Source organism: Microbacterium capsulatum (assembly GCF_030865425.1).
GTDB lineage: Bacteria > Actinomycetota > Actinomycetes > Actinomycetales > Microbacteriaceae > Microbacterium > Microbacterium capsulatum.
This window is the reverse complement of sequence record NZ_JAVFCB010000002.1, coordinates 406,389-433,367: the sequence shown is the minus strand read 5'-3', so window position 1 is coordinate 433,367 and position 26,979 is coordinate 406,389. Positions and strand designations below refer to the sequence as shown.

The 26,979-nt window shown below is 71.1% G+C and carries 25 protein-coding genes; 7 read left to right on the top strand and 18 right to left on the bottom strand.

Translation table 11 applies throughout. The features are described 5' to 3' along the window. Positions 1-10 precede the first annotated feature (10 nt). The gene (locus RBR11_RS04950; protein WP_308488192.1) at positions 11-526 is read right to left on the bottom strand and encodes an MFS transporter permease; all 516 of its coding nucleotides are present in this window, start codon (positions 524-526) and stop codon (positions 11-13) included. 102 nt (positions 527-628) lie between these two features. Between RBR11_RS04950 and map the strand changes: the two genes are divergently transcribed. Then, positions 629-1,411: a type I methionyl aminopeptidase gene (gene map / locus RBR11_RS04945; RefSeq protein ID WP_308488191.1), complete on the top strand. Its 783-nt coding sequence runs from the start codon at positions 629-631 to the stop codon at positions 1,409-1,411. Between the two features lie 124 nt (positions 1,412-1,535). Here map and trmD read toward each other — a convergent pair whose 3' ends face one another. Genes trmD through rpsP form a run of 4 tightly spaced genes read right to left on the bottom strand, consistent with a single transcriptional unit; the run spans position 1,536 to position 3,527 of the window. Next, positions 1,536-2,243 (bottom strand): tRNA (guanosine(37)-N1)-methyltransferase TrmD, encoded by a 708-nt coding sequence (gene trmD, locus RBR11_RS04940; protein WP_308488189.1) that lies wholly within the window; start codon positions 2,241-2,243, stop codon positions 1,536-1,538. Beyond that, on the bottom strand, positions 2,233-2,853 hold the full coding sequence (gene rimM / locus RBR11_RS04935) for a ribosome maturation factor RimM (RefSeq protein WP_308488188.1): 621 nt from the start codon (positions 2,851-2,853) through the stop codon (positions 2,233-2,235). The genes trmD and rimM overlap by 11 nt, the downstream gene beginning before the upstream one ends. 2 nt (positions 2,854-2,855) lie before the next feature. Next, entirely contained in the window at positions 2,856-3,086 is a 231-nt protein-coding gene (locus RBR11_RS04930) for an RNA-binding protein (protein ID WP_308488187.1), read from the bottom strand. Positions 3,087-3,092: 6 nt separating this feature from the next. Then, entirely contained in the window at positions 3,093-3,527 is a 435-nt protein-coding gene (gene rpsP, locus RBR11_RS04925) for a 30S ribosomal protein S16 (RefSeq protein WP_308488186.1), read from the bottom strand. 226 nt (positions 3,528-3,753) lie between these two features. Between rpsP and RBR11_RS04920 the strand changes: the two genes are divergently transcribed. Genes RBR11_RS04920 through RBR11_RS04910 form a run of 3 tightly spaced genes read left to right on the top strand, consistent with a single transcriptional unit; the run spans position 3,754 to position 6,913 of the window. Beyond that, a complete protein-coding gene (locus RBR11_RS04920; protein WP_308488185.1) occupies positions 3,754-4,683 on the top strand; it encodes an ornithine cyclodeaminase family protein in 930 nt (309 codons plus the stop codon). Between the two features lie 28 nt (positions 4,684-4,711). Beyond that, positions 4,712-5,695 carry a proline racemase family protein gene (locus RBR11_RS04915; RefSeq protein WP_308488184.1) on the top strand — a complete coding sequence of 328 codons (984 nt, stop codon included), beginning with the start codon at positions 4,712-4,714 and terminating at the stop codon, positions 5,693-5,695. A gap of 33 nt (positions 5,696-5,728) precedes the next feature. Continuing rightward, entirely contained in the window at positions 5,729-6,913 is a 1,185-nt protein-coding gene (locus RBR11_RS04910; RefSeq protein ID WP_308488183.1) for a metal-dependent hydrolase family protein, read from the top strand. A gap of 66 nt (positions 6,914-6,979) precedes the next feature. Here RBR11_RS04910 and RBR11_RS04905 read toward each other — a convergent pair whose 3' ends face one another. The 7 genes from RBR11_RS04905 to RBR11_RS04875 form a co-directional block, all read right to left on the bottom strand. Next, complete coding sequence (locus RBR11_RS04905) at positions 6,980-8,467, bottom strand: aldehyde dehydrogenase family protein (RefSeq protein WP_308488182.1); 1,488 nt, start codon at positions 8,465-8,467, stop codon at positions 6,980-6,982. An 11-nt stretch (positions 8,468-8,478) separates the two neighbouring features. Beyond that, positions 8,479-9,480 carry a proline racemase family protein gene (locus RBR11_RS04900; RefSeq protein ID WP_308488181.1) on the bottom strand — a complete coding sequence of 334 codons (1,002 nt, stop codon included), beginning with the start codon at positions 9,478-9,480 and terminating at the stop codon, positions 8,479-8,481. 64 nt (positions 9,481-9,544) lie between these two features. After that, positions 9,545-10,477 carry a dihydrodipicolinate synthase family protein gene (locus tag RBR11_RS04895; RefSeq protein ID WP_308488180.1) on the bottom strand — a complete coding sequence of 311 codons (933 nt, stop codon included), beginning with the start codon at positions 10,475-10,477 and terminating at the stop codon, positions 9,545-9,547. Beyond that, entirely contained in the window at positions 10,477-11,901 is a 1,425-nt protein-coding gene (locus tag RBR11_RS04890; RefSeq protein WP_308488179.1) for an FAD-dependent oxidoreductase, read from the bottom strand. The genes RBR11_RS04895 and RBR11_RS04890 overlap by 1 nt, the downstream gene beginning before the upstream one ends. Then, positions 11,898-12,143 (bottom strand): (2Fe-2S)-binding protein, encoded by a 246-nt coding sequence (locus tag RBR11_RS04885; protein ID WP_308488178.1) that lies wholly within the window; start codon positions 12,141-12,143, stop codon positions 11,898-11,900. Before RBR11_RS04885 ends, RBR11_RS04890 begins: the two co-directional genes overlap by 4 nt. Further along, complete coding sequence (locus RBR11_RS04880; RefSeq protein ID WP_308488177.1) at positions 12,140-13,300, bottom strand: NAD(P)/FAD-dependent oxidoreductase; 1,161 nt, start codon at positions 13,298-13,300, stop codon at positions 12,140-12,142. The genes RBR11_RS04885 and RBR11_RS04880 overlap by 4 nt, the downstream gene beginning before the upstream one ends. A gap of 109 nt (positions 13,301-13,409) precedes the next feature. Next, a complete protein-coding gene (locus RBR11_RS04875; RefSeq protein WP_308488176.1) occupies positions 13,410-14,075 on the bottom strand; it encodes a GntR family transcriptional regulator in 666 nt (221 codons plus the stop codon). A gap of 106 nt (positions 14,076-14,181) precedes the next feature. On the opposite strand from RBR11_RS04875, the gene RBR11_RS04870 reads away from it, so the two are divergent. The 3 genes from RBR11_RS04870 (at position 14,182) to glpK (ending at position 18,697) form a co-directional block, all read left to right on the top strand. Next, entirely contained in the window at positions 14,182-15,321 is a 1,140-nt protein-coding gene (locus RBR11_RS04870; protein WP_308488175.1) for a glutamate--cysteine ligase, read from the top strand. A 94-nt stretch (positions 15,322-15,415) separates the two neighbouring features. After that, a complete protein-coding gene (locus RBR11_RS04865; RefSeq protein ID WP_308488174.1) occupies positions 15,416-17,125 on the top strand; it encodes a glycerol-3-phosphate dehydrogenase/oxidase in 1,710 nt (569 codons plus the stop codon). Positions 17,126-17,182: 57 nt separating this feature from the next. Further along, positions 17,183-18,697, top strand: coding sequence for a glycerol kinase GlpK (glpK, locus tag RBR11_RS04860; RefSeq protein ID WP_308488173.1), 1,515 nt, complete (start codon positions 17,183-17,185; stop codon positions 18,695-18,697). A 64-nt stretch (positions 18,698-18,761) separates the two neighbouring features. On the opposite strand, the gene RBR11_RS04855 is transcribed toward glpK, so the two are convergent. The 6 genes from RBR11_RS04855 to RBR11_RS04830 form a co-directional block, all read right to left on the bottom strand. Next, positions 18,762-20,885: an endo-beta-N-acetylglucosaminidase gene (locus tag RBR11_RS04855; RefSeq protein ID WP_308488172.1), complete on the bottom strand. Its 2,124-nt coding sequence runs from the start codon at positions 20,883-20,885 to the stop codon at positions 18,762-18,764. 262 nt (positions 20,886-21,147) lie between these two features. Next, positions 21,148-21,960, bottom strand: coding sequence for a GntR family transcriptional regulator (locus RBR11_RS04850; RefSeq protein ID WP_308488171.1), 813 nt, complete (start codon positions 21,958-21,960; stop codon positions 21,148-21,150). Positions 21,961-22,021: 61 nt separating this feature from the next. Beyond that, positions 22,022-22,810, bottom strand: coding sequence for an inositol monophosphatase family protein (locus RBR11_RS04845; RefSeq protein ID WP_308488170.1), 789 nt, complete (start codon positions 22,808-22,810; stop codon positions 22,022-22,024). A gap of 13 nt (positions 22,811-22,823) precedes the next feature. Then, the gene (locus RBR11_RS04840; protein WP_308488169.1) at positions 22,824-23,858 is read right to left on the bottom strand and encodes an ABC transporter substrate-binding protein; all 1,035 of its coding nucleotides are present in this window, start codon (positions 23,856-23,858) and stop codon (positions 22,824-22,826) included. Between the two features lie 41 nt (positions 23,859-23,899). Beyond that, the gene (locus RBR11_RS04835; protein ID WP_308488168.1) at positions 23,900-25,582 is read right to left on the bottom strand and encodes an ABC transporter permease; all 1,683 of its coding nucleotides are present in this window, start codon (positions 25,580-25,582) and stop codon (positions 23,900-23,902) included. Further along, positions 25,579-26,661 carry an ABC transporter ATP-binding protein gene (locus tag RBR11_RS04830; RefSeq protein ID WP_308488167.1) on the bottom strand — a complete coding sequence of 361 codons (1,083 nt, stop codon included), beginning with the start codon at positions 26,659-26,661 and terminating at the stop codon, positions 25,579-25,581. Before RBR11_RS04830 ends, RBR11_RS04835 begins: the two co-directional genes overlap by 4 nt. Positions 26,662-26,979: the final 318 nt, after the last annotated feature.

The window sequence follows — 26,979 nt, the reverse complement described above, 5'->3', positions numbered from 1 at the left end:
GCGTCGCGGGTCAGGTGCGCGCGCCGCCGCCCGGCGCAGGGCTCTCGTTGATCACGATCACGCGACCCCGCATCGGCGCGCGGGACGGATCGACCGGCTCCGCCGGCGCCGAGGTCGTCCTGCCTGCGGGATCGGGGTCCATCGCCCGCCGGATCGCCGCCGCCGACTCCCGGCCGAGCTGCCAGAGCGTGGACCAGAACACGCCGAGGAAGGCGACGATCGCGCCGGTGAGGATCCATCCGAATGCGCCCGGGAAGAACCCGACCGCGATCGTCAGCGCGTGCCAGATCGCGATGCCGCCGACGTCCTGCCAGGACACGGCCCTGGCCGCCCGCACGGTCGCCCTCGCCCGCACGAGGAACGCGATCGCGAGCTCGCCGAGCAGCACGGAGGGCATCGCGATGAACAGCACCCAGAGGAACGCCCAGCCGCCGCTCTGGAAGACTCCCCAGCCGACGAGCAGCCACAGCGGGAGCACGACCGCCGCCGGGAACAGCCAGGAGAAGAAGGCGCGCCGGATCCACATATCGCGATCGTACGTCCGGCCGCTCGGGCGCCGGCCGGGCGTTCGCTGTGAGCGTCCGGGGCGCCGCCGTGCGGGAGAATGGATCCGACGAGAGGACTTCCGATGATCGAACTGCGCACCCCTGCCGAGATTGACGAGATGCGCGCCGCCGGCCGCTTCGTGGCCGAGACCCTGGCTACCCTGCGCGACGAGACCAAGGTCGGGACCAACCTCCTCGCGATCGACCGCCGCGCGCACGACATGATCCGCAAGGCCGGCGCGGAGTCCTGCTACATCGACTACCACCCCTCCTTCGGCGCGAGCCCGTTCGGCAAGGTCATCTGCACCTCCGTGAACGACGCGGTGCTGCACGGCCTGCCGCACGACTACACGCTGCGCGACGGTGACCTCGTCTCCCTCGACTTCGCCGTGTCCGTGAACGGCTGGGTGGCCGACTCCGCGGTCTCTTTCGTGGTCGGCACGCCCCGCGAGGAGGATCTGCGGCTCATCGACACGACCGAGCGCGCGCTGGACGCGGCGATCGCCGCGGCCGTGGTCGGCAACCGGATCGGGGACATCTCCGCCTCGATCGCCGAGGTCGCGCACGGTCAGGGCTATTCGATCAACACCGACTTCGGCGGCCACGGCGTCGGCCGGATCATGCACGGCGACCCGCACGTGCCGAACGACGGCCGGGCCGGCCGCGGCTTCCCGCTCCGTGCCGGGCTCGTGATGGCGCTGGAGCCGTGGTTCCTCGCCACCACGGACGAACTCGTCACGGATCCGGACGGCTGGACGCTGCGCAGCGTCGACGGCTCCCGCGGATCGCACTCCGAGCACACGGTCGCGATCACCGAGGACGGCCCGATCGTGCTGACCGACCGCAGCTTCCTCGGCGTCGCGTAGGCCCTCGGCGGATCTGCCGCACGGTCGCTGAGACCGTCGAAGCGTCCGCCGAGGATCCGGGCCCTTCGACAGGCTCAGGGACCGGATCCGCTCAGGGTCCGGATCCGCTCTGGGACCGGGTCGCTCAGTCCGCGAGCAGGTCGGGGCGGCGCCGGCGGGTGCGCTCGAGCTGCTGCTCGCGGCGCCACGCGGCGATCGCACCGTGGTTGCCGCTGAGCAGCACCGGCGGCACCTCGCGGTCGCGCCATACGGACGGCTTCGTGTACGACGGGTACTCGAGCAGGCCGTCCTCGTGCGACTCCTCGACGAGGCTCTCCGGGTTGCCGACGACACCGGGGATGAGCCGGCCGATGGCCTCGACCATCGCCATCACGGCGACCTCTCCCCCGTTCAGGACGTAGTCGCCGAGGCTGATCAGGCGCACCTCGCCGAGGCCGGCGGCCTCCTCGAAGACGCGCTCGTCGATGCCCTCGTAGCGGCCGCAGCCGAAGATCAGGTGCTCGCGGCCGGCGAGCTCGCGCGCGGTCGACTGCCGGAAGACCTCGCCCGCGGGCGAGGGGAAGACGATGGTGGGCCGGGACGACCCGTCGACCGGCTCAGCGACCGAACCGGCGAGCTGGTCGAGCGCGAGACCCCAGGGCTCGGGCTTCATGACCATGCCGGCCCCGCCGCCGTACGGCGTGTCGTCGACCGTGCGGTGCCGGTCGCTCGTCCAGTCGCGCAGGTCGTGCACGGCGAGGTCGAGCAGACCGCTGTCCTGCGCCTTGCCGAGCAGGGAGAGGGTCAGCCCGTCGAAGTACGACGGGAAGATCGAGACGACGTCAATCCGCACCGGGCGCGTCCTGCTCGCCGTGTTCCGCCTCGGCGGGGGTCTCCTCCTCGGCGAGCTCCTCGAAGAGCCCGGCCGGCGGGGTGACCACGATGCGGCCGGCGGCGATGTCCACGGTCGGCACGATGGCCGAGACGAACGGCACCATGACCTCGGCGTCGGCGGATCCGCCGACGGGGCGCACGATCAGCAGATCCTGCGCGGGAAGGTGGTCGATGCGCACGACGCGGCCGACGACGATGTCGTCGCGCACGACGTCGAGCCCGGTGAGCTGGTGGTCGTACCAGGCGTCGTCCTCGGGCTCCTCGGCGTCGTCCTGGTCGATCCACAGGATCGCCTTGACGAGGCCCTCGGCCGCGGTGCGGTCGTCGACGCCGTCGAGGAAGACGACGGAGCTGCCGTTCATGACGCGGTACTCGCGGACCGTGACGGTCTTGCCGTGCCACGGAGATGCCTCGGGCACCTGCAACGTGAACGCGGCGCCGGGCACGAACCGCCCGGCCGGGTCGTCGGTGTACAGCTCCAGCTTCAGCGCGCCCTTGAGGCCGTGCGCCTTCACGAGACGGCCGACGCGCAGCTGGTTCCGACCCCCGGTGCGCTCGTTGGCGGCCACGCTCAGTCGTCCGCGACGTCGACGCGGACGCGACGTCCGTCCGCGAGAGCGGCGATGAGCGTGCGCAGAGCCTTTGCGGTGCGGCCGCCGCGCCCGATCACACGCCCCCGGTCGTCGGGGTGCACGTGCACCTCGAGGACGTCGCCGCGGGGCGACGAGGTGGCGGTGATGGTGACATCCTCCGGGTGATCGACGATCCCCGAGACGATGTGCTCGAGCGCGGCAGCCAGCACGACGGATTACTCCGCGTCGGTCGCAGCGTCCGCTGCGTCCTCGGCGGGAGCCTCAGCGGCGGTCTCCTCGACGGGAGCCTCCGCCTTCTTCTCGGCCTTGGGCTTGATGACCGACTTCTTGGCGGTGTCGGCCGTGAACTCGGCCTTGGCCTCGGCGACCTTGAGCGTGGACTTCGCGTCCTTCTCACCCTTGAAGGTGCCCCAGTCGCCCGTGATCTTGAGGATGGCGGTGACCTGCTCGGTCGGCTGAGCGCCGACGGACAGCCAGTACTGCGCCCGCTCGGAGTCGACCTCGATGAACGAGGGCTCCTCGGTGGGGTGGTACTTGCCGATCTCCTCGATCACGCGACCGTCGCGCTTGGTGCGCGAGTCGGCGACGACGATGCGGTAGTACGGCGCACGGATCTTGCCCAGGCGCTTGAGACGGATCTTGACAGCCACGATTCTCCTGAATGGTGTGGAAGGAAGACGAACTGATCACCAGAAGCGTGGGGTGCACACCCGGTGGAAGCTCTAAGGGTGGATCGCGGCCGGATAGAGGGTCGAGCGGCGATCCAGCTGTCCATTCTGCCAGATCGGCGGCCGTCCCGCGAAACGACACGATCGGTGCGTTCTTCATACCGGCCCGCGCTTGTACCACGTGACATATTACCGGTAGCGTGGAGGGATGCCCGATGTCATCGCCGACCTCACCCTGATCTCCGCCGCCGACCTCGCCGCACGGGTGGGCATGCCCGCCGCGATCGGCGCGATCCGCGACGTGCTCGCCGACGGTTTCGATCCCGAGCAGGATCTGCCGCGGACGATCCTCGACGTTCCGCGTGGTCAGCTGCTGCTCATGCCCGCCGCGTTCGGCGGGCTCGTCGGCCAGAAGCTCGCCTCGGTCGCGCCGGACAACCCGGCGCAGGGGCTGGAGCGGATCCAGGCCGTGTACGTGCTGCTGGACGGCGAGACCCTCGCCCCGACCGCCGTCCTGGACGGCACCGCGCTCACCTCGCTGCGCACGCCCGCGGTCTCCGCCGCCGCGATCGACGCCGTCGCCTCCCCCGACGCCGGCGATCTCGTCGTCTTCGGATCCGGCCCGCAGGCGGTGCGCCACGTCGAGGCGTTCGCCGCGATCCGCGCCCTGCGCAGCGTCCGGATCGTGGGCCGGGATCGTGGCCGCGCCGCCGCGGCGGCCGAGCAGGCTCGCGTGTTCGCCCCCGACGCGGACGTCGCGGCGGGCTCCCCCGCCGACCTCGCCCGCGCCGACCTCGTGGTGTGCGCCACGACGGCGTCCGAGCCGCTGTTCACCTCGGCCGAGGTGCGCGCGGACGCGGCGATCGTCGCGGTCGGCTCGCACGAGCCGCAGAAGGCGGAGCTGCCCGCCGAGTTGCTCAGCCGCTCCCAGGTGATCGTAGAGAGCCGCCGCGTCGCGCTCTCCGAGGCGGGCGACGTCATCCGCGCCGTCGAGGCCGGTGCCCTGAATCCGACGTCCCTGGTCACGATGCACGAGCTGTTCACGGGGCGGGTCTCCCCCGCCACCGACCGACCCCGCATCGTGAAGACCTGCGGCATGGGATGGCAGGACCTCGCGGTCGCCGCCCGCGCCGTCTGACCCGTTCGCCCGACCGACAGGACCACCCATGATCTGGACCACCGAGGACTGGCACACCGCCGGGGAGCCGTTCCGCATCGTCGAGGGAGTTCCCACCGAGGGTGCCACGGTCGCCGAGCGGCGGGTGCACGCGATGAGCGGGGACGCCGACGCGGTGCGCCGCTTCCTCTGCCTGGAACCGCGCGGCCACGACGACATGTACGGAGGCTTCCTCACCCCGCCCGACGACGACGGCGCCGACTTCGGCGTGCTGTTCTGGCACAAGGACGGCTTCTCCACCGCCTGCGGGCACGGCACGATCGCGCTCGGCGCCTGGGCCGTGCGGAGCGGGCGGGTGCCCGCGGACCCCGACGGCGAGACGACCGTCACGATCGACGTGCCGAGCGGGCGCGTGCAAGCGATCGTGCGGCAGCAGGCCGGGCGGATCCAGGACGTCGTGTTCCGCAATGTCGAGTCGCGGGTGCTCCGCCGCGGGATCGCTCTGGAGACATCGCTCGGCACGGTCGACGTCGACCTCGTGTTCGGCGGCGCGGTCTACGCGACGCTGCCGGCCTCGGCGGTCGGCCTGTCCGTCGAGCCCGCGCACACCGCCGACCTCATCCGGATCGGCCGCGAGATCAAGTGGGCGCTGAACGACCACCCGGACGCGCAGCTAGCCGACGACCGCCTGTCGGGCGTGTACGGCACGATCCTGTTCGACGACCTCGGCCGCACCGATCGCGGCCCCTGGCAGCGCAACGTCACCGTCTTCGCGGACGGCGAGGTCGACCGCAGCCCGTGCGGCTCCGGCACCGCTTCCCGGGTGGCCCTGCTCGCGGCCACCGGTGCGCTGGGCGACGGCGAGGAGTTGACCCACGACTCGATCATCGGCACCCGGTTCCTCGCCCGTGTCGCCGCGCGGACCGCGGACGGTGTCATCCCCGAAGTGCGCGGCCAGGCGCACCGGGTCGGATCCTGCACCTTCGAACTCGACGCCGGCGACCCACTCCCCTCCGGCTTCAGCCTGCGCTGATCCCGCCCACCCCCAATCGATCGAGGAGACAGCATGCGAACGGATTCGCTCACCATCACCGGCGCCCAGGTCTGGGACGGCTCCGGCTTCGCCGCACGGGACGTGCACATCGTGGACGGACGGATCGCGGAGCATCCGGCGGATGCGACGCCGACCGTGGACGGTTCCGGCCGCTGGCTGATCCCCGGCCTCATCGACGCGCACTTCCACGCGTACGCCACGAGCATGGACGGGCTGGAGAACGAGCGCGGACCGCTGAGCTACACGGCGATCAACGGCACGCTCCGGCTCGGCAAGGCGCTGCGCCGCGGCTTCACCACGGTCCGCGACGTCGCCGGCGGCGACATCGGCCTCGCTCGTGCCATCGACGCCGGGCTGTTCCCGTCCCCGCGCTACCACTTCACCGGGCCCGCGCTGAGCCAGACCGGCGGTCACGGCGACGCCCGCTCGGCGCATGTGGACATCTGCTTCAGCCACGGGCACATGTGCGAGGTCGTCGACGGCGTGGACGCCCTCCGCGTGGCGGTGCGCGAGCGCCTGCGCACCGGCGCGCACGCGATCAAGGTGATGACCTCCGGCGGGGTGTTCTCGCTCACCGACCCGATCCGGATCCCGCAGTACTCGCCCGAGGAGCTGCGCGCGGTCGTCGAGGAGGCGCGCCGCCGCGGCAGCTACGTCGCCGCGCACGCGTACTCCTCCGAGGCTGTGCGGCACTCGATCGAGAACGGGGTGCGCTCGATCGAGCACGGCAACCTCATCGACGCCCAAACCGCCGCGCTGATGGCCGAGGCCGGTGCGTTCCTCGTGCCCACGCTCGCCGCCTACGACGCGATGGACCGCCGCGGCGCGGAGATCGGGCTGAACGCGATCTCGCTCGCGAAGAACTCCGAGGTGCTCTCCCAGGGTCAGGAGGCGGTGCGCCTCGCGCACGCCGCCGGCGTGCAGGTCGGCTTCGGCACCGACCTGATGGGCGATCTCGAGGACGACCAGCTCTGCGGCGTGCGCCTGCAGGTCGAGGCGAGCGGCGCGGCGGCGACGCTGCGTTCGATGACCGCGGTCAACGCGGCGCTCATCGGCGACCCGGCGATCGGGCACCTGGGTGTCGGCGCGCACGGTGACGCGGTGCTGCTGACCGCCGACCCGCTCGCGGAGCCCTCCGCCCTCTGGGAGCAGGACGCCCGGGCCGCGGTGATCCTCGGCGGCGTCGCCGTCGACTGACCGGCGAGATCGAACAAGCCCCGCGTTCGCAGGAACGCGGGGCTTGTTCGTGTGTCCGTCGTGGATTCAGCGGGCGAAGGATCCCCATTCGGTGGATCCGCCGGCGGCGCTGCGGTGCTGCGGCACACCCCAGGGGTTGTCGTCGCGCAGGGGTGCGGGCAGCAGTTCCTGCGGCGCGCTCTGGTAGGCGACGCCGCGGAGGAACCGGGTGATCGCGGCGGTGCCGACGCTCGTGGCGTCGCTGGTCGTCGCCGGGTACGGGCCGCCGTGCTGCATCGCGGGCGTCACGGAGACGCCGGTGGGCCAGCCGCCGAACAGCACGCGGCCGCTCGTGTCGGCGAGGGCGTCGACGAGGTCGGCGAGCGATCCGTCGGCCAGCTCTTCGGGGCGGGCGTGCACGGTCGCCGTGAGGTTGCCCGGGAACAGGTCGCGGTGCAGTTCGGGCAGCACGGCCGCGTCGGTGTAGCGGACGATGATCGACAGCGGTCCGAACGATTCCTCGAGCAGCTCTTCCTGGTGCGCGCGCAGGGTGTCCACGTCGACCGCGACGACGGTCGGGGTGGCGTAGCGCTGGCCCGCCTCGTCCTCGCGGATCTCGCCGGCCGACAGCACGGTGGCACCGGGGGCGCCCAGCACGGCGTCCCGGCGTCCGGCGAACGCCCGCCCGATGCCGGGGTTGAGCAGCCGGTGCTCGGCGACGGCGCCGGCCGCCGCCGGGACGGAGGTCAGGTCCGCGTCCTCGGGGACGAACAGGAAGCCGGGCTTGGTGCACAGCTGCCCCGCGGATCCGGCGACCGAGGCGACGAAGCCGTCGAGCAGAGCCTGGTCCGCGTAGGTCGCATACGCCGGGTTGACGCTGCCGAGCTCGCCGTAGAACGGGATCGGACGCGGTCGGGACGCGGCGATGTCGGCGAGCAGCCGGCCCACGTGGGTGGATCCGGTGAACGCGCCCGCACGGATCCGCTCGTCCTTCAGCAGCTCGACACCGTTCGCCTGGCCCTCGATGAGCTGGAACACGCCCTCGGGCATGCCCGCGCCGGCCAGCGCCGCGGTGACGACCTCGGCCGTGCGACGGGACAGCTCGAGGTGCCCGGAGTGCGCCTTGACGACGAGCGGGCAGCCGGCGGCGAGGGCGGCGGCGGAGTCTCCTCCGGCCACGGAGAACGCGAACGGGAAGTTCGACGCGGCGAAGTTCAGCACCGGGCCGACGGGCTCGAGCACGCGCCGCACGTCGGGCCGGGGGCCGATCACGTACTCGGGGTCTGCGGCGTCGATCCGCGCGTCCAGGTAGGCGCCGTCGACGATGGTGTCGGCGAACAGGCGCAGCTGCCACGAGGTGCGCTTCAGCTCCCCCGTGAGCCGCGCCTCGGTGAGCCCGGTCTCGCGCATCGCGATCGCGATGAGCTCGGCGGCGTGCGCGTCCAGGGCGTCGGCGACGGCGACGAGCGCCGCCCCGCGCTCGCGCGGGGCGGTCGCGGCGAACGCGCGCGCGGCCCCGGCGGCCGCGGCGGCGACCTCGGCGACGGTCTTCTCGGAGATCGTGGTGTCTGTCATGCTTCCCTCTGTCAGAAGACGAATCCCTCGGGGAACGGGTCGTTCTCGTCGAGGATGTACTGGCCAAGCCCGGTGACCCAGGCCCGTCCGGTGATGGTGGGGATCACGGCCGGGCGGTCGCCCACCGTGGTCTCGGCGATCACCCGCCCGGTGAACTCGGTGCCGATGAACGACTCGTTCACGAACGGCGTGTCCAGGGCGAGCTCGCCGCGGGCGTGCAGCTCGGCCATCCGCGCGCTCGTGCCGGTGCCGCAGGGCGACCGGTCGAACCAGCCCGGGTGGATCGCCATCGCGTGCCGCGAGCGGACCGCGTCGGATCCCGGAGCGATGAACTCCACGTGATGCACATGGTTCGCGCCCTCGAGCACGGGGTGCACGGGCGGCGCCTGCTCGTTGATCGCGTCCATGATGGTGAGGCCGGCGCGGAGGATGTCGTCCTGACGTGCACGGTCGAACGGCAGGCCGACCTCGTCGAGGTCGACGAGCGCGTAGAAATTGCCGCCGAACGCGACCGAGTACGTGATCTCGCCGATCCCCGGCACGTCGATCCGCTCATCGAGGCGGTCCACGAAGCTCGGCACGTTCTCGATCGTCACGTCGACCGCACGGCCGTCCTCGACGGACACCCGGGCGATGACGAGCCCGGCGGGCACGTCGAGGCGGATCTCGGTCACCGGCTCGGTGACCTCGACCATCCCGGTCTCGACCAGCACCGTGGCGACGCCGATCGTGCCGTGCCCGCACATCGGCAGGAACCCGGACGCCTCGATGAACACCACGCCCCAGTCGGCGTCGTCCCGCGCCGGCGGCTGCAGCAACGCGCCGGACATCGCGGCGTGCCCGCGCGGCTCGTTCATGAGGAAGCCGCGCAGGTGGTCGAGGTGCTCCATCGCGTACAGGCGACGGTCGTTCATGGTGGCGCCGGGGATCCGGCCGACGCCACCGGTGACGACGCGCGTCGGCATCCCCTCGGTGTGGGAGTCGACCGCCTGGATCACCCGGCGCCCGCGCATCAGCGTGCTCCCGTCACGAGCGGGAGTCGACGGCCTCGATACTCGGCCCAGGGCAGCCCGCGCATCAGACGACCGCCGCGCGACGGGTGGCGAGGGCCGCGAGGGCGCGCTCGGTGTCCGCGGTCACCTGGGCGCGCTGCTCGTCCGAGAGCGGGCCACGCGGCGGGCGGGTCGGGCCGCCGTACGAGTTGCCGCAGATGTCCATCGAGAGCTTGATCGCCTGCACGAACTCGGTGCGCGAGTCCCAGCGGAACACGGCGACGAGCTGCTCGTAGAGCGCCTTGGCCTCGTGCCAGTTGCCGTCCTTGCAGAGGTTGTACAGCTCGACCGCCTCGCGCGGGAACGCGTTCGGGTAGCCGGCGAACCAGCCCACCGCGCCGTTGACCATGAGCTCGAAGAGCACGTCGTCGGCACCGGCGATGATGTCGATGTCGCAGAGCTCCTTGATCTCGTACACGCGGCGCACGTCGCCGGAGAACTCCTTGATCGCGACGACCTCGGGGATCTGCGCGAGCTTGGCGACGAGCGACGGGACAAGGTCGACCTTGGTGTCGTAGGGGTTGTTGTACGCCATGATCGGCAGGCCCGCCTTCGCGACCTCCTCGAAGTGCGCGATGACCTCGCCCTCGTTGGCGCGGTAGAGGGTCGGCGGCAGCAGCAGCACGCCGTCCGCGCCGTCCTCGCGGGCGAGCTCCGCCCACTTCCGCGCCTGGTGGCTGCCCACGCCGTGCACGCCGGCGATCACGATGCCGCGACCGTCGACGGCCTCGACGGCGACCTGGATCACCTTGCGGCGCTCCTCGTCGGTGAGCGAGGAGTACTCGCCCAGGGATCCGTTCGGGCCGACGCCGCGGCAGCCGTTCGACATCAGGAAGTCGACGTGCTCGCCGAACTTGTCGTAGTCGACGGCGAGGCCGGCCGGGGCCGAGGCGTCTTCCTTGAACGCCAGGGTGGTGGCGACGACGACGCCGCCCAGGTCCATGTTCTGCTCGGTCATTACTGCTCCTTGTTGAAAGAGGGGTCGTGGAGTGTGGAGGTTTCGGGGGTTTCTGGGCGGTCGCGGACGGCGGCGAGTTCGCCGATCCGCACCGAGGAGAGCACGGGGCGCCGGTCGAAGCCCGCGCCCTCGTGGGTGCCGAGGATGTCCTCGACGCTGCGCCCGCAGGTGCGGCCCTGGCAGGCGCCGAGGCCGGCACGGGTGGCGAGCCGCATGCCCCGCGACGACGCCTCGGCGTACTCGCGGAGCCGGGCGACCGGCACGGACTCGCAGCGGCAGACGAGCGTGTCCGGCTCGAGCCAGGCGGTCCAGCCGGATCCGATCCGGTGCGTGCCGAGGCGGGTCGCGAACGCGCGCATCCGGCGCCGGGCGGCGAGCGGCGCGCGGTAGCGCAGGTCGGCGCCCCGAACGCCGGCGGCGGCGAGGCCGGCAACCGCGCCCTCCGCGAGGGCTGCGTCGGCGCCGCCGATCCCGGTGATCTCGCCCGCGGCGAAGACGCCGGGGACGCTGGTCTGCTGCTGGTCGTCGACGCGCACGAAGCGCTCGGCGGTGATGGCGCAGCCGAACTGGATCGCCGTCTCCAGGCGCGGCGTGAAGCCGTGGCCGAGCGCGACCGCGTCGCACTCGATGATCCGCTCGGTGTCCGGGATCGGGCGCCAGTCCGCGTCGATCCGCTGCACGGTGACCGCCTCGACCGAAGCGGTGCCGTGGATGCGGGTCACCGCGCTCCCGAAGCGGTACGGGGTGCGGGTGCCGACGAGGGTCGCGACGTACGATCCGAGCTCGCCGGCCTTGCCCGCGGCTCCGGTGAGCTCCCACGGGCGACGGCCCCAGCCGCGCAGGATCGCGCTGGTGCTCGCGGCCTCGACGACCTCGGCGACCTCGCCGCCGACGCGGGCGACGCTCTGCGCGACCGGCAGCAGGAACGGGCCCGCTCCGGCGACGACCGTGCGCGTCCCGAGGGAGGCGCCGTCGCGCTTCGCCAGGGCCTGCGCGGCGCCCGCCGAGGTCACGCCCGGCAGCGTCCAGCCCGGGATGGGCAGGACCCGGTCGTGCGCGCCGGTGGCGACGACGACGGCGTCCGCCTCGAGCGTCTCGCCGCGGCGGTCCGCGGCGTCGACCGGTCCGGTCAGCACGTGCACGCGCGCCGGCTCGGACGGCTCGACGCGCCAGACGCTCGTCGAGCTGAGCACGCGCACGTCGGCGAGAGCCTCCTGCAGCGCGCCGAACCGGCCGAGCTGGTGCTGCAGCCGGGGATCGGTGAGCGCGGGATGATGGCGCCAGAACTGGCCGCCGACATGCTCGCCCTCGTCCACGATCGTGACGTCGGCCCCGGCCTGGACGGCGGCCGCGGCGGCGGCGAGCCCGGCGGGGCCTGCGCCGATCACGACGATCCGGCGGGAAGAGGTCTTCGCGGCGGTCATGCGCGCACCTCGCAGACGATGACGTCGCCGTCGACCGCGGGGCGCTGGCAGGCGCGCACGCCCTCCACCCCGTTGACGGTGAGCACGCAGTCCTGGCAGATGCCGATGCCGCAGAAGATGCCGCGCTCGGCGCCCGCGGCGGTCCGCCAGGTGCGCCGGCCCGCGCCGAGCAGCACTCCGGCGATGGTCTGCCCGTCGACGCCCTGCACGGTCTCGCCGTCCACGGTGATGCGGACGCTCATGCGGGGACTCCCTGCAACGTCGCACGGGAGGGCAGGAACGGGGTCGGGTCGAGCGGCGCCGGCGTGCCGAGCACGGCGTGCGCGATGAGCTCACCGGTCGTCGGAGCGAGCCCGATCCCGGCACCCTCGTGCCCGGCGGCGTGGAACAGGCCGGCGATCCGCGCGTCGGCGCCGATCGCGGGCAGGTGGTCCGGGGCGAAGGGGCGGAAGCCGAAGTAGGTGCGCAGAAGCATCGTGTCCTCGAGGAACGGGAAGAGCCGGGTGGCCTTGGCGGCGATCTCGGAGAGCGGCGCCAGCAGGCCCTCGTCGGAGAAGCCGACGCGTTCGCGGCTGGATCCGATCAGCACCGTCCCGGACGGGGTGGACTCCACGACGGTCGACGTCTGCAGCGCCGCGTCGCCGGATCCGACCGCGCTCACGTAGTCGGCGTCGTACACCTTGTGGAAGACGCGCTGCGGCATCGCCGCCGTGACGAGGATCGTGCCGCGGCGCGGTCGGATGTCGAGTTCGGCGCCGAACAGCGCGGCCGCCTCGCCTGCCCAGGGGCCCGCGCAGTTGACGACCGCGTCCGCCTCGATCAGGCCCGAGCGAGTGCGTACGCCGGTCACCCGGTCGCCCGTGACGACGCCGGCGACGACCTCGTCGATCCGCAGCGCGGCGCCGAGGTGACGGGCGCGGGCGAGCATCGCCTGCGCGGCGAGACTCGGCTGCACCTGGGCATCGTCCGGGTAGTGCACCCCGAAGGAGACCTCCGGGGTGAGGTGCGGTTCGGCGGCGCGCAGGGCGTCCTCGTCGAGCCGCTCCGTGCGGATCCCGATCCCGCCCTGGGACTGCGCGAAGGATCCCAGCGCACCGGCGCCGGCCCCGAAGGCGACGACGATGCCGCCCTTGGCCTCGAACTCGGTCGCCGGCTGCCCGGGGACGCGGTCATCGTCGAGACGGGACGCGAGTGCTCGCCAGGCGCGGTTCGCCTCGATCGCGAGGAGGGCCTCGGCACCGGGCTCCTTGTCGGAGACGAGGATGTTCCCCTCGCAGCGGCTGGAGGTCTCCCCCGCCACGCCGACGCGGTCGATCACGACCACCTCGGCACCCGCCTCGGTGAGTGCGAGAGCGCACGCGGCGCCGACCGCGCCTGCGCCGATCACGATGATCCGCATCCGTCACCTCCTTGTACTACGTGACATATTACCCCAAAGTGGACGGATCCGACGAGCCCGAATCCCACCGGACGCCGGAGCGGCGCGACGACGGCCCTGGAAGGGCCCGTCAGTCCTCGGCCAGACCGCTCCACAGGCCGCCCACATGGCCGATGTGGCGTCGCATGAGCGCCTCCGCTCCCGGGCCGTCACCGGCGACCAGCAGGTCGACGAGTTCTCCGTGCTCGCGCGCGCTCGGCATGAGCGCGTCGGTCTCCGCGAGATGCACGAGACCCACGAGCCGGGTCTGCTGACGCAGCTCGCGCACGACGTCGACGAGCTTCGCGTTGCCGGTCGCCTCGAGGATGCGCAGGTGGAACGCGGTGTCGGACTCGAGATACTCCTCGAACCGGCCCTCCTGCGCGGCCTGCATGATCCTCGCGGCGAGCGCGCGCAGCTCCTGCTCGAGCTCGGGGCCGACGTTCCCGGCGACGATGCGCATCGGCGGCGCCTCGAGCAGGATCCGCACGTCGCTGAGCTGGCGCAGCTCGTCGGCGGAGACCTCTGTGACCTGGAAGCCGCGATTGCGGATCGGCTGCAGGAACCCCCGCCGGGCCAGGTTCAGCATCGCCTCGCGGACCGGTGTCGCGCTCACGCCGAAGTCGCCCGCGAGCGTCGGGACGGTGAGAACCTCGCCCGGGAGGGACTCCCCCGACACGATGCGCGCCGCGATCGTGCGCTCGACCTGCTCGCGCAGACTCTCGGCCGGAACAAGGATCCCCGTGGCCGCGTTCATGCCACGCCCTGGTAGTACAGCGTCATACGGCACATAGTAGACCCCGGTCCACCCCGGGTCATGTCATCATTGGCCATCGGTTTTCCGCACCCGAAACGAGGCCGCCATGCCGATCGAGTTCGCATCGTCGCCGCGCTCCACCGTGGGGCTGGAGTGGGAACTCATGCTGGCGGACCCTGCCACCGGCGATCTCGTCGGCCGCGCCCCCGAGCTGCTGCACGTGCTGGAGACGGCGAGCGCGGACGAGCGGCACACCGTCACCGGCGAGCTGCTGACCAACACGATCGAGGTGACGAGCGGGATCGGATCCGATGTCGCCGCGGCCGTGGGCGACATCGCGGCCGCGATCGCCGCGGTCCGGCGGGCCACGGATCCGGCCGGCATCGAACTGCTCTCCGCGGGCAGTCACCCGTTCGCGCAGTGGTACGACCAGGAGGTCACCGACAAGACCCGCTACCACTCGCTCATCGACAAGACGCAGTGGTGGGGCCGGAACATGATGATCTGGGGCATCCACGTGCACGTCGGCGTGGAGGACAGGGACAAGGCGCTGCCGATCATCGGGGCGCTCACCTCCTATCTCCCCCATCTGCAGGCCCTCGCCGCGTCGAGCCCGTTCTGGGCCGGGGAGCGCACGGGCTACGCGTCCAACCGCGCGCTGGTCTTCCAGCAGCTGCCGACGGCGGGACTGCCCTGGCCGCTGCCCGACTGGGCGGCGTACGAGTCCTACCTCGAGGACATGGTGCGCACCGGCGTGATGGCAGACGCCACCGAGGTGCGCTGGGACATCCGCCCCGCCCCGCGCTGGGGTACGGTCGAGGTCCGCGCGTGCGACGGCATGTCGACGCTGTCCGAACTCGCGGCGGTCGCCGCCCTCACCCAGGTCCTGGTCGAGTCGTTCTCCCGCGACCTCGACGAACACCGTCCGCTGCGGGTGCTGCCGCCCTGGTTCCACCGCGAGAACAAATGGCGGGCGGCGCGCTACGGGCTCGACGCCCAGGTGATCGTCGCGGCCGACGGCACCCAGTGCTCGGTGCGCGACCACCTGGCCGAGACGCTGGAGCGCCTGGCGCCGGTGGCCGCGGACCTGCGCTGCACCTCGGAGTTCGCCCGCGTCGGTGACATCCTGCGCGACGGCGCCAGCTACCAGCGGCAGCTGGCCGTCGCGGACGCGCACGACGGCGATCTGCACGCGGTCGTCGAGCACCTCATCCGGGAGTTCCGGTCCGGGCCCGAGACGCTCTGAGCGGATCCGGTCTCGGCGGCAGCATGACGCCGGCACGCCCTTGCACCGGCGCGTCCGTGGAATGCTGTGAGCATCCGGAAGGAGAGAGACGACGATGGCCGACGACACCCGCACCGCCGCTGAACGCCCCGAGGTGACCGAGGTCCGCGAGTCGGGCCGCACGACGGTTCTGGTGATCGGCGGCGGGATCAACGGGATCTCGACGTTCCGCGACCTGGCGCTGCAGGGCGTCGACGTGGTGCTCGTCGAGCGCGGCGACTTCGCCTCCGGCGCCTCGTCCGCATCGAGCCACATGATCCACGGCGGCATCCGGTACCTCGAGAACGGCGAGTTCCGTCTCGTGAAGGAGTCGGTCACCGAGCGCAACGGCCTCATCCGCATCGCCCCGCACTACGTGAAGCCGCTCGAGACGACGATCCCGATCTACTCCACGTTCTCCGGGATCCTCGCCGCGCCGCTGCGCTTCCTCCGGCACCGGTCCACCAAGCCGCAGGAGCGCGGGGCCGTCCTCATCAAGGTCGGCCTCACCATCTACGACCTGTTCTCCCGCGCCGGCGGCACCGTGCCGAGGCATCGCTTCGTCGGGCGGAAGAAGTCCCTGGCGGCGCTGCCCGCGCTCGACCCGCGGATCGCCTACACGGCGACGTACTACGACGCCTCCATGCACGACCCGGAGCGGCTCGCCCTGGACGTGCTGCAGGACGGGCGGGACGCGCACCCCGGCGCGCACGCGCTGAACTACGTCGAGGCGATCGGCCGCGACGGCGAGGCGGTCCTCGTGCGCGACCGCGAGAGCGGCGCCGAGTTCGCGATCGCGGCCGACGTCGTGGTGAACACGTCCGGCCCGTGGACCGACCTCACCAACGAGAGGCTGGGCGGGCTGACCCGCTTCATGGGCGGCACGAAGGGCTCGCACATCGTGCTGGACAACCCCGAGCTGCTGGCCGCGACCGCGGGCCGGGAGATCTTCTTCGAGCACTCCGACGGCAGGATCGTGCTGATCTACCCCCTGAAGGGCCGCGTACTCGTCGGCACGACCGACATCGATGCGGATCCTCGCGAGGTGCCGCTGTGCACCGAGAAGGAGGTCGACTACTTCTTCGCCCTCGTGCGCCACGTGTTCCCGGGCATCCCCGTGCACCGCGATCAGATCGTGTACCGGTTCAGCGGGATCCGTCCGCTCCCCCGGCACGAGGACACCGCGCCCGGCTTCGTCTCCCGCGACTACCGGATCGAGGTGGACTCCCGCCGCGCGGTGCCGCACCTCAGCCTGGTCGGCGGCAAGTGGACGACGTTCCGTGCGCTCGGCGAGACGATGTCCGACCGGATCCTCGGCATCCTGGGGCGCACCCGCGTGGTGTCCACGGCCGGCCGGGCGATCGGCGGCGGCCGGGACTACCCGGTCGGAGACGCCGCCCGGGCGACCTGGATCGCACAGCACCTGGGCGGCGCGGGCGAGCGCGCCGAGACGCTGCTGGTCCGCTACGGGACGCGCGCGGCCGACGTCTGGCGGCACGTGGAGCAGGGGCCGGACGCGCCGCTCGCCGGCGGCGACCTGTCCACCCGCGAGCTGGAGTGGATGGTCGAGAACGAACTCGTCGTCCGCCTCGAGGACGTCATCCTGCGCCGCACCGACCTCGCGTTCACCGGCGCGGTGAGCGAGCGGTTCCTCGAGGAGATCGCGGACGCTCTCGGGCCGCTGCTCGGCTGGGATCCGGCCCGGGTCGCGCGCGAGGTCGAATCCACCAGGGATCTGCTCGACACCCGGCACGGACTCTCCCTCGCGGCGTCCGCCCGTCGCTAGCCTGAACGACGCACCCGTCGCGTCACGGGCGGACTGCTCTTCGAAGGAGAACAGCACATGGCCGACCACATCCTCGCCATCGACCAGGGCACGACCTCGAGCCGCGCCATCGTGTTCGACCGTGCGGGCCGCATCGTCTCGACCGGGCAGAAGGAGCACCGGCAGATCCTGCCGAAGGCGGGCTGGGTCGAGCACGACGCCGCGGAGATCTGGGCCAACGTGCAGGAGGTCATCGGCCTCGCCCTGACCCGCGCGCATCTCACCCGGCACGACATCGCCGCGGTCGGGATCACCAACCAGCGCGAGACCGCGGTGGTCTGGGACCGGACCACCGGAGAGCCCGTGCACAACGCGATCGTCTGGCAGGACACCCGCACCCAGGAGATCGTCGACCGGCTCGCGGCCGGCGGTGGCGTCGAGCGGTACAAGCCGATCGTCGGGCTGCCGCTCGCGACCTACTTCTCCGGCACGAAGATCGCCTGGATCCTGGAGAACGTCGAGGGCGCGCGGGCCAGGGCCGAGGCCGGGGACCTGCTCTTCGGCACCACCGACACCTGGGTGCTCTGGAACCTCACCGGCGGCGCGCAGGGCGGGGTGCACGCGACCGACGTGACGAACGCCTCGCGGACCATGTTCATGGATCTGGAGACACTCGAGTGGCGCGACGACATCCTCGCGGACTTCGGCGTGCCGCGCGCGATGATGCCCGCGATCCGATCCTCCTCCGAGATCTACGGCACCGCGGAGGACTCCTCGCTGCTGCGGCAGACCCCGATCGCGGGGATCCTCGGCGATCAGCAGGCGGCGACCTTCGGCCAGGCCGCGTTCGACGCCGGCGACAGCAAGAACACCTACGGCACGGGCTGCTTCCTCATCGTCAACACGGGCGAGCAGATCATCCACTCCGCGAACGGCCTGCTCACCACGGTCGGCTACAAGCTCGGCGACGGTCCGACGCACTACGCGCTCGAGGGCTCGATCGCGGTGACCGGATCCCTCATCCAGTGGCTGCGCGACCAGCTCGGCATCATCGAGTCGGCCGGCCAGGTGGAGGAGCTCGCCCGACAGGTCGACGACAACGGCGGCGTGTACATCGTCCCCGCGTTCTCCGGCCTGTTCGCGCCGTACTGGCGGCCGGACGCGCGCGGTGCGATCGTCGGCCTCACCCGGTTCGCGAACAAGGGCCACCTCGCCCGGGCAGCCCTCGAGGCCGTGGCGTTCCAGACCCGGGACGTGCTCGACGCGGTCAACGCCGACACCGGCGTCGAGCTCGGCGAGCTCAAGGTCGACGGCGGCATGGTCGCGAACGACGCGCTCATGCAGTTCCAGGCCGACGTGCTGGGCGTGCCGGTCGTCCGCCCGCGGGTCGCCGAGACGACCGCGCTCGGCGCGGCGTACGCGGCCGGGCTCGCCGTCGGGTTCTGGTCGGGCCTGGACGACCTCTCGGCCAACTGGCAGGAGGACCGCCGCTGGGAGCCGACGATGGACGCCGCCGAGCGCGACCGCCAGCTGCGGCTGTGGCGCAAGGCGGTCACCAAGTCCATGGACTGGGTCGACGACGACGTGCGCTGACCGCCCGAGACACGGAAAGGCGGGCCCGGAGGATCCCTGCGGGCCCGCCTTCGACGTTCGAGGACTAAACGCTCAGCGTCGCCTTCACGGGAGCGCTGCGGTGCAGGTCGGCGCCGAACGCCACGAGCTGGAACTGCCGGCCGGCGGCCGGATCCACTGCCTCCGCGAAGAACACGTCCCGATGCACCCGGCCCAGCCAGGTCGTACCGGAATCGCCGATCTGCAGCACGTCGTACCCGAGCGCGTCGGACTGAAGGTCCCACCCGAAGCTGAGATGGCGCCTCCCGTTGCCGGCATCGCCTGCGTCCGCGACCTGGAAGGCCGTGGGCAGCGCCGGCTTGAGCGGCTTGCCTGCGGCGCGGAGCGACACCCTCCCCAGGTGTCCGTCGCCGGCGGTGCGCAGGGAGATCCGCGCGATGCGCCGCCCCAGGACGTCGACCTCGCCCGTCCACGTGTCCCAGGTGGACGCGTCCGACTTCGACAGCGCATGCCAGTCGATCCCGGACGGCGCGTCCTGCCAGGTGATCCCGACCTCGATCGCCTGCAGCCCCTGCGCGCGGATGTCGACGGCCATCGCCTTCTGAGTCGTCAGGTCCGTCTTGAACAGGTGGATCACCCCTCCGCCGTGCAGGGCGAGGCTGTGCCCGCTGCCGAAGCTGACCGACTCGTCCAGGGTGACGGCGAGGCCCTCCTCGGTCCAGAACTGCCAGGTGAGCGCCCGGTCGGCGCAGCCCATGTTGTCCCAGCCGGTCTCCCGCACCTTCGCACCGTCGAGGAAGAACGACGATCCGACGCCCACGTTGAAGTCCGTCGCGATCGGCAGCTCGCCGTACGGGGAGCGCTCGGCGATCCAGTGCGCGATGCCGTCCCACTGCCGGTAGTTCAGCGTGTCGGTGCGATACGGGGGCGTGCGCGGCTCGAGCCGCCCCGAGGACACCGGGTTGCCTGTCGGGCCGGACCAGAAGCGCTGCTCGAGGTCGCGGTAGGTGCTGCGCCCCTCGACCGTCGAGGTCGTGCCGTTCCACGATCCGTTCAGCCAGATCTGCGAGTCCACGAACAGGGCGACGGAGGTCGGCGCGGGCTTTCCCGGGCCGGCGACGCTGCCGAAGTCCTCCTCGGGGCGGAACCCGCCCTTCTGGTGCTCAACGCCCGCGAACCCGACCTTGCGCGGGTCGTGACCTGCCGCCACGGCCGAGGCGGCGCTCTTCGAGAGGTCGCGGTCCGCGCCGCCGGTGGTCGCCTGCCACCAGTAGTTCATGAAGATCGAGTCGTACATCGGTGCGTCCGCCGTGCCGAGCCAGCGCAGGTTGTTCGCACTGAGCCGGTTCTCGTATGTGACGAAGCCCTTGTCGAAGTCCGCGGAGTCGTAGCCCTGCAGATAGAAGTCCGGATCCGTGCGCTTGAGGTAGCGCAGGAAGTCCTTGAAGGTCGCGATCTGCGCCGCGCTGACACTGCCCTCCTGGTTGATGAACAGCCCGTCGAACCCGAAGTACTTGCGGATCTCGATCATCTTGTCCGCCACCGGGAAGGATCCGTCACCGTTCTGCACGAGGAACGCGTCGAACGCGACGGGACGGGGCCAGAACCACCCGCCGATCGACAGCGCGCCGTTCTTGTGCGCCGCCTCGGTCCAGCCGGGGTTCGGGATGTCGATGACGCCGTACGGACGCCCGGGCGCGCGCTTGCCGTCGATCATCTCGATCGGCGCGGACCCCTTGACCTGACCGTGCCAGGTCCCCCAGATGTCGATGTACGGCCAGAACCGCTGCGTGTACACCTGCGGCTCCAGGCCGATCGGCTGGTTGTGGCCCTCGTAGATGCTGCCGGCGTCGTCGATCGTCAGCGTGGACAGCTGGACGGCCGGATCGAGGTCCGGGTGGGCCTGGGTTGCGGCGAACGGCGCGATACGCGTCGCCCGTGGGATCAGGCAGCGCAGGTGCCGCGCCCACGGTGTCTGCGCCGGGTCGAAGGCGAGCAGGTCGTCGGCCGCCCAGCCGAACGTGTACGGGCCGGGAGGCGTGCCCCCGGAAGCCGGCACGGGCGCGGCTCCGCCGGCTGCCGCGGCGGTCCCCCCGACCACCGCACGCGTCGTCGTCGCGCCGTAGGCCGCGCCCGGGCTGCCCGCGAGGAGCGCCGTGAGCCCCACGCCTCCGACGGTCAGGAATGTTCTGCGATCGATCTCGGTCATGTGCACCCTCCAGATTGCGCGTCATTGCGATACCGGCCCGCACCCCGAGAGGCACGGACACGCGCCCAGGCTATAACGCTTTAGTGCACGAATACGAACATTTCCGAAACATGTCGATGTCGCGTGCCGCGCGACGCCGTCACCGCGTCGTCGCGCGAGAAACCAGATCCGGAATGAAACATCGTTCCTGAACGGGTGTCTCACGCCGGAAGTGATTTCTCGGCATCTTCGGGGCGTTCTCCCTCGCGCGGACGGGGCGCCGTCAGGACCCGGATCCCCATTCGGCGGGGATCGCGGTTCCGCCTCCGCCCTCCGTCGTCGCGCCGCCGTCCACGCTCATCCGGGTGAGCGGGGTGGGGCTGCGCACGCTGTTCTCCACGGCGAAGGTCGCCTTGTTCGGCAGGTATTTGTTCTCCGCGATGTCCATGATCTCGCCGTTCTGATCGAACGTCGTCCGGCAGACGCGCAGCAGCGGGCTGCCCACCTCGACCTCGAGCCATCGCGCCTCGAGCGGACCGGCGGCGACCGCATCGATCACGTTGCGGGCGCGGGTGGGGTGGATCCCGTGGCCGCGCAGCGTCTGGTAGACGCCGTCCACCTCGAGGTCGGCGGCCAGCAGATACCGGCCGGCGGCGGGCACGTACGCGCCCCGCTCGATCATCACCGGCTCCCCGTCCAGCAGCCGGAGCCGCACGACCGCGACGACCGGACTGTCCTCCTCGACGTGCAGCTGACGGGCCAGATCCCCGTCCGCAAGCCGGCGCGTCACCTCGATGACCTTCTGGCCGGGCACCCTGCCGATCTCCTCCGCCCACTCGGTGAACGAGATGAAGGTCTCGAACGACTGGGAGCGGGCCGCGCGCTGCACCCGCGGCGGGGCGCCGCGGGTGCCGAACACGAGCCCCTCGGACCGCAGCTGGGCGAGCGCCTGCCGCACGGGGCCGCGGGAGATGCCGAACTCGGCCACGAGCGCCTGCTCGGTCGGCAGCCGCTCCCCCTCCTTCCAGACGCCGGACCGGATCCGATCCACCAGCGCGTCGTAGAGCTGGCTGTACAGCGGCGGGGTGCTGGTCACAGCACCACCCTAGCCGGGGGGTCTGCGGCCTCCGCACGCGGCGCCGCGGGCGCGAACGGGATCATCCGTTCAGCACCCGCAGCGCCTCGGCGTGCAGCTCGCGAGTCGCAGCCGCCACGCAGGTCAGCCGCGTCGTCGTCGTGATCGGTCCGCCGAAGCCGTCCGTGACGACGCCACCCGCTCCTTCGATGATCGGGACGAACGGACAGATGTCGTACGGCCCGACGGTGCCGCTCTCGACGGCCAGGTCGACAGCGCCCGAGGCGAGCCTGCCCACCCCGTACGCGGCCGCCCCGAACACCCGCCAGGCGGTCCGCCGGTTGAGCGCCTCGCGCCCGGCGCGGTGCTCCTCCAGCACCACCTCGGGGTTGCTCCACGACACGGTCGAGCCGTCCAGCCTGGTCCGTCCGCTCGTCCGCACCGTCCTCCCGTTGTGCCGCGTCGGAAGCCCGTCCACGCCGATCCAGCGATCATCGGTCGACGAGGCGTCGATCAGCCCGATCACGGGACGGCCCCGGTGGCAGAGCGCGATCAGCGTGGTGAACACCGGGATCCCGACCACGAATGACTTGGTGCCGTCGATCGGATCCATGATCCAGGTGAACTCGGCGTCGGGATTCTCGGCGTGGAACTCCTCCCCGATGATCCCGTGATGCGGATAGCGGGTGCGGATCATGGCTCGCAGAGCACCCTCCACGCCACGGTCGAACTCTGTGACCGGGCTGGCGTCCTCCTTCGTCTCGAAACGACCGCTTTCGTGCCGTCCCGAGAGGAAGGACCGGGCGGCGTCCGCGAGTTGCTCGATGAATTCGACGAACTCGTGGCGCTCGGGGTGATCCGCGAAAGACATGTCGGGCGGCTCCTCAGCGGGTCTTCCAGAGAGTGAGGAAGTCCTCGCGTCCCTTGTCGTCCGAAGCCGAGTGGATGTCCACGAGCTTGAGCGACGAGAGCTTCGGGAGGAACTCGACGAGCTTGCTCACGTCGATGTCGCTGCGCACCGGCCGGCGGAACGCCTGCACCAGCAGCTGCTCCTGGGTCTTCTTCGCGAGGATCGTGTCGATCACCCGCTTGCCGCCGTCGAGGTGCGCAGAGCCCTTGATCAGGATCGCGCGGTCCTGCTCCTGGAAGGTGCCGTCCTTGGGGTAGACGATCTTGACGCCGGCCTGGCCGCCCGCGATGTACGGCGCGATGTTCGACTCGTAGCCGATGCCCACCGCGTACTCGCCGTTGGCCACACCCGGGTAGACGTCGCCCGAGTTCGCCGCGACCTTGAGGTTGGCGGAGAGCTTCTGGAAGCCGTCCTTGCCGAGCACCTTGTACGCCCCGTAGAGCGCGGTGAGCGCGGTGGTGGACTGCTGCGGGTCGGCGACGATGATCTTGCCCTTCCACTTCGCGTCCGTCAGGTCCGACCACTTCGCCGGGGCCGCGCCGCCCGGGATCTGGTCGATGTTGACCATGAGGGCGACGATGTGCGTGTTCGTCGGGATCCAGCGGTCCTTCGGGTCGAGGATGTCCTTCGGAATCGCCGATTCCTCGGACGACTTGTAGGGCTCGATCATGTCCGCGTACGCACCGAGCACGTCGGCGGGAGCGGAGTAGAAGACGTCGGCGCTGTTCTTGCCCGCCTCGGACTTGATCCGCTGGAGCAGGGGTCCGGAGCTGCCGGTGACGGCCTCGACCTTGAGCGAAGGGCTCACCGCCGCGGCGGCCTTGACCACCACGCCGACCGTCGTCGCGTTGTTGGAGCTGTACATGACCGCCGAGGTGGCCGTGTTCGCCGGGGCGGTCGCACTCGCGGACGGCGACGCGGTCTTCTCACCTCCGCTGCAGCCGGCGAGGATCAGCGCGGCCGCGACGGCGACCACGGCACTGGACACGGCGATTCCGCGTCGTTTCATGACGGACCTTTCTCAGTACTTCGTTGTATTCGGGAGGGTGATCAGTTGAAGAGCGGGATCTTGAAGACCTTGGTGGCGATGAGGATCGGGACGATCGCGAGAAGGGTGAGGACGAGGCCGTAGGCCGCCGCCTCCCCGTTGAGGCCGCTGCCGATCAGCTGGAACACCTTGATCGTGATGGTCTCCTTGCCGGCCGAGTACACCACCAGGGAGCCGGAGAGCTCGGCGATCATGGTCGTCCAGGTGAGCACCACCGCGGCCGCGATCCCGGGCACCATCAGCGGGAGCACGACGTTGAGGAACGAGCGGAACGGCGGGACGCCGAGGCTGACCGACGCGTCCTCGAGCGAGTCCGGAATCGAATGAAGCGTGGCAGAGGCGTTGCGCACGCCGTGCGGCAGTCGCCGGATCACGAGCACGAGCACGATGATGGCGCTCGATCCGGAGAGGACGAGCGGTCCGCTGCCGAACGCGTTGATCATGCCGATGCCCAGCACGGTGCCGGAGAGCGCCATCGGCAGCATGATCAGGAAGTCCAGAGCCGGGGTGAGCAGGTTCTTCTTCTTCACGATCACGACGCTCACGACGACGCTCACGATCACGCCGATGAGGCAGGCGACCGCTCCGAACACGACGGTGTTCAGGATCGGCTGCGGCTCGCTGCTCAGAACGTCGACGACGTTGTCGGTGGAGAACTCGCCCCATCTCAGCACCGGGCCGAAGCTCTTCGTGAACGCGATCACGACGACCATCACCATGGGCAGCGTCGAGGCCGTCAGCAGGATCGTCGCGATGATCGCGAGGATCGCGCCGCCGAATCCGCGCAGCCGCACCGGGACCCAGGAGCGGCCCTGCACCATCTCGTAGCCGCGCCGTCCGACCGTGATCCGCTGCACGAAGAGCACGAGCGCGACGATCCCGATCGACACGGTCGCGAGCGTGGACTGCATCATCGGGTCGCCGCCGGTCTCCGCGAGGAACGCCCGGTAGGTCAGCGGGGCGAGCAGCTTCACGTCTCCTCCGATGATCGACGAGGTGGCGAAGTTGCAGACCGACAGGGTGAACACGAGGATCGACGTCGATGCCACGGCCGGCAGGATCGTGGGGATCATGACCTTCAGCCGCGCCGACAGCGGCGAGGACCCGAGGCTCATCGCCGCCTCCTCCAGCTGCGAGTCGAAACTCTTCAGCGCGGCGAGCGTGCCGAGGTAGACGTACGTGTAGTACAGCAGCGGGAGGATGAGGATGAGTCCCGTCCAGCCGTAGAGCGTCGGCAAGGTGACGCCGAACGCCTGCCGCACGAGTCGGGTGAGGAATCCGTTGTTGCCGAGCAGCATGAGCCAGGCCTGCGCGACGATCACCTCGGGGACGAGGAGTGCCGTGATCGGCAGCACCGCGACGATCGACTTCACCCAGAAGCTGTAGCGGGCGGTGAAGTACGCCAGGAAGACGCCGATCGCGGTCGCGATGGCGGTGACGATGAACGCGAGCAGCAGCGTGTTCCCGACCGCTTGCAGATCATCGCGGCTGCGGAAGAACTGCGCCCAGCCGCCGAGGCCGCCACCGGCGAACGAGCCGATCAGCACCGTCGCGATGGGCCAGACCACGAATCCGAGCACGAGCAGCAGGGCCAGCCCGGTGAGGATCGACCAGGGCGAGAAGCGCAGGCCGCGCCGTTCCTGCGGGATCAGATAGGCCTTCGTGCCGGTGTCGACGGCGCTCACGAGGCCATCACCAGGGTGTTCTGCACCGGGAAGAGAACCGTGACCCGGTCGCCGCCGGCGAAACCGGGCGCTGACGCCGGCTCCGACGTCTCGATCACGCTGCCGTCTGCGAGGCGCACGCGGTGCTGCTGCCGGTGGCCGAGGTACTGCTGGCGGATGACCTCGCCGGCGATCGGAGTGACCGTGGCGTCGTGAGACCCGCCCTCGACCGCGAGTCGCAGATGCTCGGGCCGAGCGATCGCGAACGCCTCCCCGGCGGCGAGTTCGGTGCGCCGCACGCCGCGCAGCTCCGTACCGCCCAGCATCACCGCGACGTGTTCGCCGGTCGCGTGGACGGCGTCCTGCGACACCGACACGGGCAGCACGTTCGCGGCACCGATGAAGTCCGCCGCGTAGCTCGACACCGGGGAGCGATAGATCTCGGTCGGCGACCCGAGCTGCTCGATCGTGCCGCTGCGGAACAGGGCGATCCGGTCGGAGAGAGCAAGGGCCTCCTCCTGATCGTGCGTGACGAAGACCGTGGTGATCCCGAGCTCGCGCTGCAGGTCGGCGATCGACTCCCGGATCTGCAGCCGGAGCTTCGTGTCCAGCGCGGAGAGCGGCTCGTCCATCAGAAGCACGCTCGGGCGGATGACGAGGGCTCGGGCGAGCGCGACGCGCTGGCGCTGGCCGCCGGAGAGCGCCCCCGGGTGACGGTCCGCGAAACCCGCCATCCCGACGCGCTCGAGCGCCTCCGCGACCCGCCCGGGGACCTCGCGGCGAGGTACGCGCCGCGCCTTCAGCCCGTACGCCACGTTCGCCTTCACCGTCAGGTGGGGGAAGAGCGCGTAGTCCTGGAACATCATGCCGATGTTCCGGCGGTGGGTGGGGATCCCGGTCACGTCCCTGTCGCCGAACGAGATGCGTCCGCGCGCCGGCGCGATGAACCCGGCGATCGACCGCAGCAGAGTCGTCTTGCCGCACCCCGAGGGACCGAGCAGCGTGAAGAACTCCCCGTTCTCGATCGTGAGATCGAGGTCGGAGATCACGGTGTTGTCGCCGTACGTGATCGCGAGTCCGTCGATGTGGATGGAGGTCATCGATTCCTTCTCTCAGCGGCATTGCTGGGTTCGAGCGTCCTCTCAACCTAGCGAGGCGGATCACAAGTTGTCAAGACTTCTTTTCGACCCCGGCGAGGCGACGGCCCGGCATGCCGAACGGGCAGATTCGGCCAGAATTGCCCAGGAATACGGCTCGCTGAAGCCACTGAGAGCCCCACGAGCATCGCGCGATCGCCGTCGAGACCAAATCACCCATCGGGCATGTCACACAGTAGTAATGACTTTTCGATCCTCGGCGGGGCAGCAGCCTCCCCCGCACTGCCCGCCCGGACAGACGGAGGCGGGCCCGGAGGATTC